This window comes from Alteromonas sp. 14N.309.X.WAT.G.H12 (assembly GCF_036697315.1).
Classification (GTDB): domain Bacteria; phylum Pseudomonadota; class Gammaproteobacteria; order Enterobacterales; family Alteromonadaceae; genus Alteromonas.
Window position 1 is genome coordinate 1 of the sequence record NZ_JBAHZB010000173.1, and the last position, 4,380, is coordinate 4,380.

At 47.7% G+C, this 4,380-nt stretch carries 3 protein-coding genes and 1 pseudogene; 1 reads left to right on the forward strand and 3 read right to left on the reverse strand.

Annotated elements, in window-relative coordinates:
• Positions 1-684: haloacid dehalogenase type II (locus V5298_RS19870; RefSeq protein WP_332933164.1), on the reverse strand; the 684-nt coding region annotated here is incomplete at its 3' end.
• Between the two features lie 204 nt (positions 685-888).
• On the opposite strand from V5298_RS19870, the gene V5298_RS19875 reads away from it, so the two are divergent.
• Positions 889-1,458, forward strand: a complete 570-nt coding sequence (locus V5298_RS19875) for a TetR/AcrR family transcriptional regulator (RefSeq protein WP_332933162.1) — start codon at positions 889-891, stop codon at positions 1,456-1,458.
• A gap of 16 nt (positions 1,459-1,474) precedes the next feature.
• Here V5298_RS19875 and V5298_RS19880 read toward each other — a convergent pair whose 3' ends face one another.
• Together V5298_RS19880 and V5298_RS19885 are read right to left on the reverse strand one after the other, a co-directional pair.
• Positions 1,475-2,452: a phosphotransferase gene (locus V5298_RS19880; protein WP_332933163.1), complete on the reverse strand. Its 978-nt coding sequence runs from the start codon at positions 2,450-2,452 to the stop codon at positions 1,475-1,477.
• Positions 2,453-2,519: 67 nt separating this feature from the next.
• Positions 2,520-4,380, reverse strand: a pseudogene (locus V5298_RS19885) (hypothetical protein); the annotation flags it as partial.

The following is a 4,380-nucleotide window of genomic DNA, read 5'->3' on the forward strand; positions in this document are numbered from 1 at the left end:
AATGACAACATCAGGTTTACGTGCCAGCGGATAAAGCACTTTACCTGGTCGCTTAATGAAAACCGCTTGCCAGCCAGCTTGCTTGGCGCCAGCAATATCCCATCCGTGAGCGGCAACCAGCATGGCATCCTTTGGCGCGATCCCCATTTTTTTCGCTGCCCAGGCGTAAGTTTTAAGATCTGGCTTGTAGGTTTTGATGTCTTCAACGCTTAAGCGTTGATCAAAAAATGACAGCAAATCGGCATTTTTAAACTGGGTGTACACCCCTTTATTCGATGAATTAGTCAGACTAACAAGGGTATAACCTTTGTCTTTTAATTTTTGTAGTCCGGCACGTACATCAGGATGAGGGGGCAAACTACGCAGGGGCGTGACGATGGCTTCCTTGGCTTGTTCTGCGGTTAACGGGATTGCTTCTATTTCAGCGACCATCAATAAGGCGGCGACACCAATTTCACCAAATGTATGGAAGCGTTCAGTGGTGGAGTCTACCAAAGAGTGGTGGAGCATGGTGGAGAACCATAGTGGTAATAAATCATTCCGTCCATTGAGGGCTTGACCCACTGACACTTTCATCGCACTAAGATCAAGTAAGGTTTCGTTAACGTCAAAAAAGATAACTTTTGGCGGTGATAATGTTGCTGTTGTATCGTCTGCTAGCGCTGACTCATGATATATCCCCATGCACAGAATACATAGTACCAATAAGTTCTTCATGTAATGCCCTATATTTTGAGTGATTGTTCAAAATGGTAAAGTAAATTGATCTGTGTGACAACTTTATTTTGAGCGATCACTCAAAACTGACGCAGGGGTTACTACAACGTGATATTATTTGTCATGTTTTTACACACAATGTGTATTTCATAAATTTCATAAGATACTGATATGGCTTTAAGACAATTCAATGAAGACAACGTCCTGGATAAAACCATGCATCTTTTTTGGCGCAAGGGCTTTTACGGCACATCCATGCATGACATTACCCATACCACCGGATTAAAACCCGGCAGTGTGTATCATGCGTTTGGCAATAAAGAAGCCTTGTATATTGCCAGTTTAGAAAAGTATGCGGCGTTAAGTCATGAAAAATTGACGAAAGCAATGGAAATGGGTGTCGGCAAGGGGATTGTGGCGCTGTTAACTAACATGCTGATCCATATCCACGACAAACACTATGTGAGTTGTTTTTTAGTTAAAACCCAATTGGAATTATCCGCTACCGCGCCAAATTTAGCGCAATGTGCATCGGCGCACCTTGACCAAACCAAAAGGCTATATCAACGCTATCTCGCTGATGAATACGGTGACAAGAACAGTGAGTCTTATGCCAACGCTGTGATGATGGCCATTTTTGGCATTCGAGTTTACGGTTATTTGTGCCAGGATGATAAGCAACTCAAAGCCAGTTTAAAAATGATGCTAAGTTGGCTGCCTTGGGATGATGAAATTCAATAATTTTTATATTGATACATTAGTTGAGCGCGTTTAGTGCTTGGTTAGATAGCGCTCGCAAATGGGTGTTTATCTTCCAGTGATCGGGGCTCCAACCGGCAAGAAAACGATGAAAATCGGCACAGGCCAGCGGGTATAGATTACGCCACTGTATGATTAATTCATCGATCTTAGGTTTATCTAACACTGCACCTATGTGTTTGCGCAGGGCAGAGAAATAGATGTCCAAACACCGTTGTGTATAGCGGGCCTGATCGTCTTCACTTAATGCGCTGCCAATAAAGTAAGCAAGATCTTTCACACCGACGCCATGCCCCACGTATTGAAAATCCACCGCTGCGCAGCGTTTCATATCTGGGGTGAAACAGAAATTGGCAACTTTTGCATCGCCATGTAAAAGGGTTTGATAGGGGGAAGATGCCAGTTTTTCTGCGATGGTGTGGGCTGCGTCTTTTAGCGCGCCATTGGGCATTGCCTGCCATTCATCCTGCCGAGTGGTTAAATGCCAATAGGTTCCTTCTTTCCATACGTGATGATCCAGATACCCTAAAAAGTGTGCATGGAACGCAGCCAGCCAGGCTATAACACAGGTTGCTTCATCTATGTTCAGGGTTAACGCCGTTTGTGAATACCCCGTGTCACACAAGTCCTCTAATACAAGCATACGGCCGCCATCGTTTTCTTCACAATTGATGAGCTTCGGACACGGGCTAGAAGGAGGCGTATGTGGTTGTATGGTTTGATAAAAATATTGTTCAACGGCAAAGGAATGGCATTTTCGGGCGTGGCTATGGTTGGTTTGCCATCCTTTTGGATGTGCTTTTTGCTCTTCATCGTGGATGGCTTTTACAACCCAGCGATGACCTTGTGTTGTGGTAGCGCGAAAACAGGCCCCATAGCCGCTCCACAAGGGTTGGATGAGGGTGCTACTGGCAACTTTCACATTGCATAGGGCTTCTAGCCAGCCAATGATTTGAGGAGAAATACCTTGTGTCATATCCGCACTTATAAAAAAGCCGTACTAGAGTACGGCTTTTATTCTCATTGATTTAGAATCAGCGATGTTACGAGTCTTCTTCGACGGTTTCAACCACCGCTTGCTCAGGACGGGCACCCGGTAAGGTCGCAGGGGCTGAAGCGGATGAAGACGCTTGCTTCGTTGAGGCCGTTTTGCCTGAGATACTAAGCGCAGGTCTTGCTGTGTCAGCCTTTTCTGTTGCTGGCGCGTCACTAAAGGAAGCGTCCACGGTTTCCGGCAGGGCCATTGGGAATGAAGCGTGCTTCCTTCCTAAACTGCTAGTGGTAACCGGTGTGGTTGATACCACAGCAACCGCAGGAATAACCGTTTTCGTTGTGGTGGCTTCAGCTTCTACCTTGGCTTCAACATCGGCAGTTTCTACTTCCGGTGTACTTGGCGCTTCCGCTACAGCGTCGTCCTTAGGCGTCGTTTCTCCTTCTGCACTGACTTGTGCTTCAGGTGGGGTTTCTGCCTTAGCTTCAGTTTCTGGTTCCACTGCCTCGGATGGACTTTGCGGCTCCTGTTCTTCCTCGTTGAAGATCTCAGGTTGCGCTTCTTGCTGTTTTTCCTCGGCGTTAAGGTTTATTTCAACCTGCTCAGGTGCCGCTTCTTCTTGTTTAACGGCTGGCTTAGTCTCTTTCGTTGTGAGATCAGCATCACTGTCGGCAACCGCCTGTTGCGTGTCTGCAACCGTCTCTTCAGGCTGGGCAACGTCAAATTGCAGTTCGTCCTGAACGGCATTTTCTGCTGGGGCAGGTGCTGCTTGGGGGGCCTCGGCATTGTTTGACGTTGACGCTTCCTCGGACGGCGTACTTTCCGCACCAGGGGAAGGCGCATTGTCAGCCGTTAACGGCGCACTGTTTTCAGGATCATGCTCGTTTGTGACAACGGCATTGCTATTGTCTTCTGTACCATGCTCCTGTTCTTTTTTACGACGTTGTCCGGCAGCACGTACATGGCGAGGAGAACGTCTTGAGCGTCCACGCGCTTCACGTTTTTGACCGCTATCTTTTTGCTCATCCGACTGTTCAGTTGAGTTTTCTGATTGCTCAGTGGAAATGGCGTTGACCTCATCGCTTGTGTTTACTTTCGTAGTTTCAGCAACCGGCGTGGTAGCCGTTTGAGGGACAATGGTTTCATCTACCTGTGTTTCTGCAGCAGGTTTGACCGGCACATCTTGTGCGGAGGCTGCGGATACTGGTGTGACTGCCGTATCTTGGCTTTCCTGCTTAACGCGTACACTTCTACGCTTGTCTCTGCGCTTACGTCTTTCTGCCAACTGCTTTTTACGCGCTGGTTTGGCCGCTTCTGTCTCTGCTTGTACTTGTGCTTCTACAGGCTTTTCAACAGGCTTTTCAACGGCCTGACTTTGCGGCTTATCGTTCCTCTCTTCCTGAGGCTTACGACGACTTTTAGGTCGACTGCGTTTGTCGTCTTGCCGTTTTTGTACCGGTTTTTGCTCGGTTTTATCCGTACTGGAAGCCTCAGTATTTCTAACGCGTTTATTGCGTTGATTGCGAGGCTTTCTGTTTCTGTTGTCCCGAGGTGGTCTACGGTTGGTTTCTTTTGGCTCGGGCTTGGTGGTTGTCTCGGTTTTTTCATCTCCGCCTAAAATCGAAGATATCCACTGGCCAAGTTTAGTAAACAAATTGTTGCTTGCTTTTGGAGCTTGCTGCACAGATTGGGTTTTGGCGGCAGGGGCAGCGACCGCTTTTGGCGGTGCCTGTGTTGGCGCAACCAAACCTTTTAGTGCAGGCTCTTCACGTTTCGGTGGCACAGTGGTGGGTTGATAAGATTCCCCTTCGTCCGTCTCCGTTAGCTCAACGTTATAGCTGGCATCGGCAACTACTTCATCAGGACGACGACGGCTCACTTCATAATGCGGCGTGTCCAGGTGTGGGTTAGGG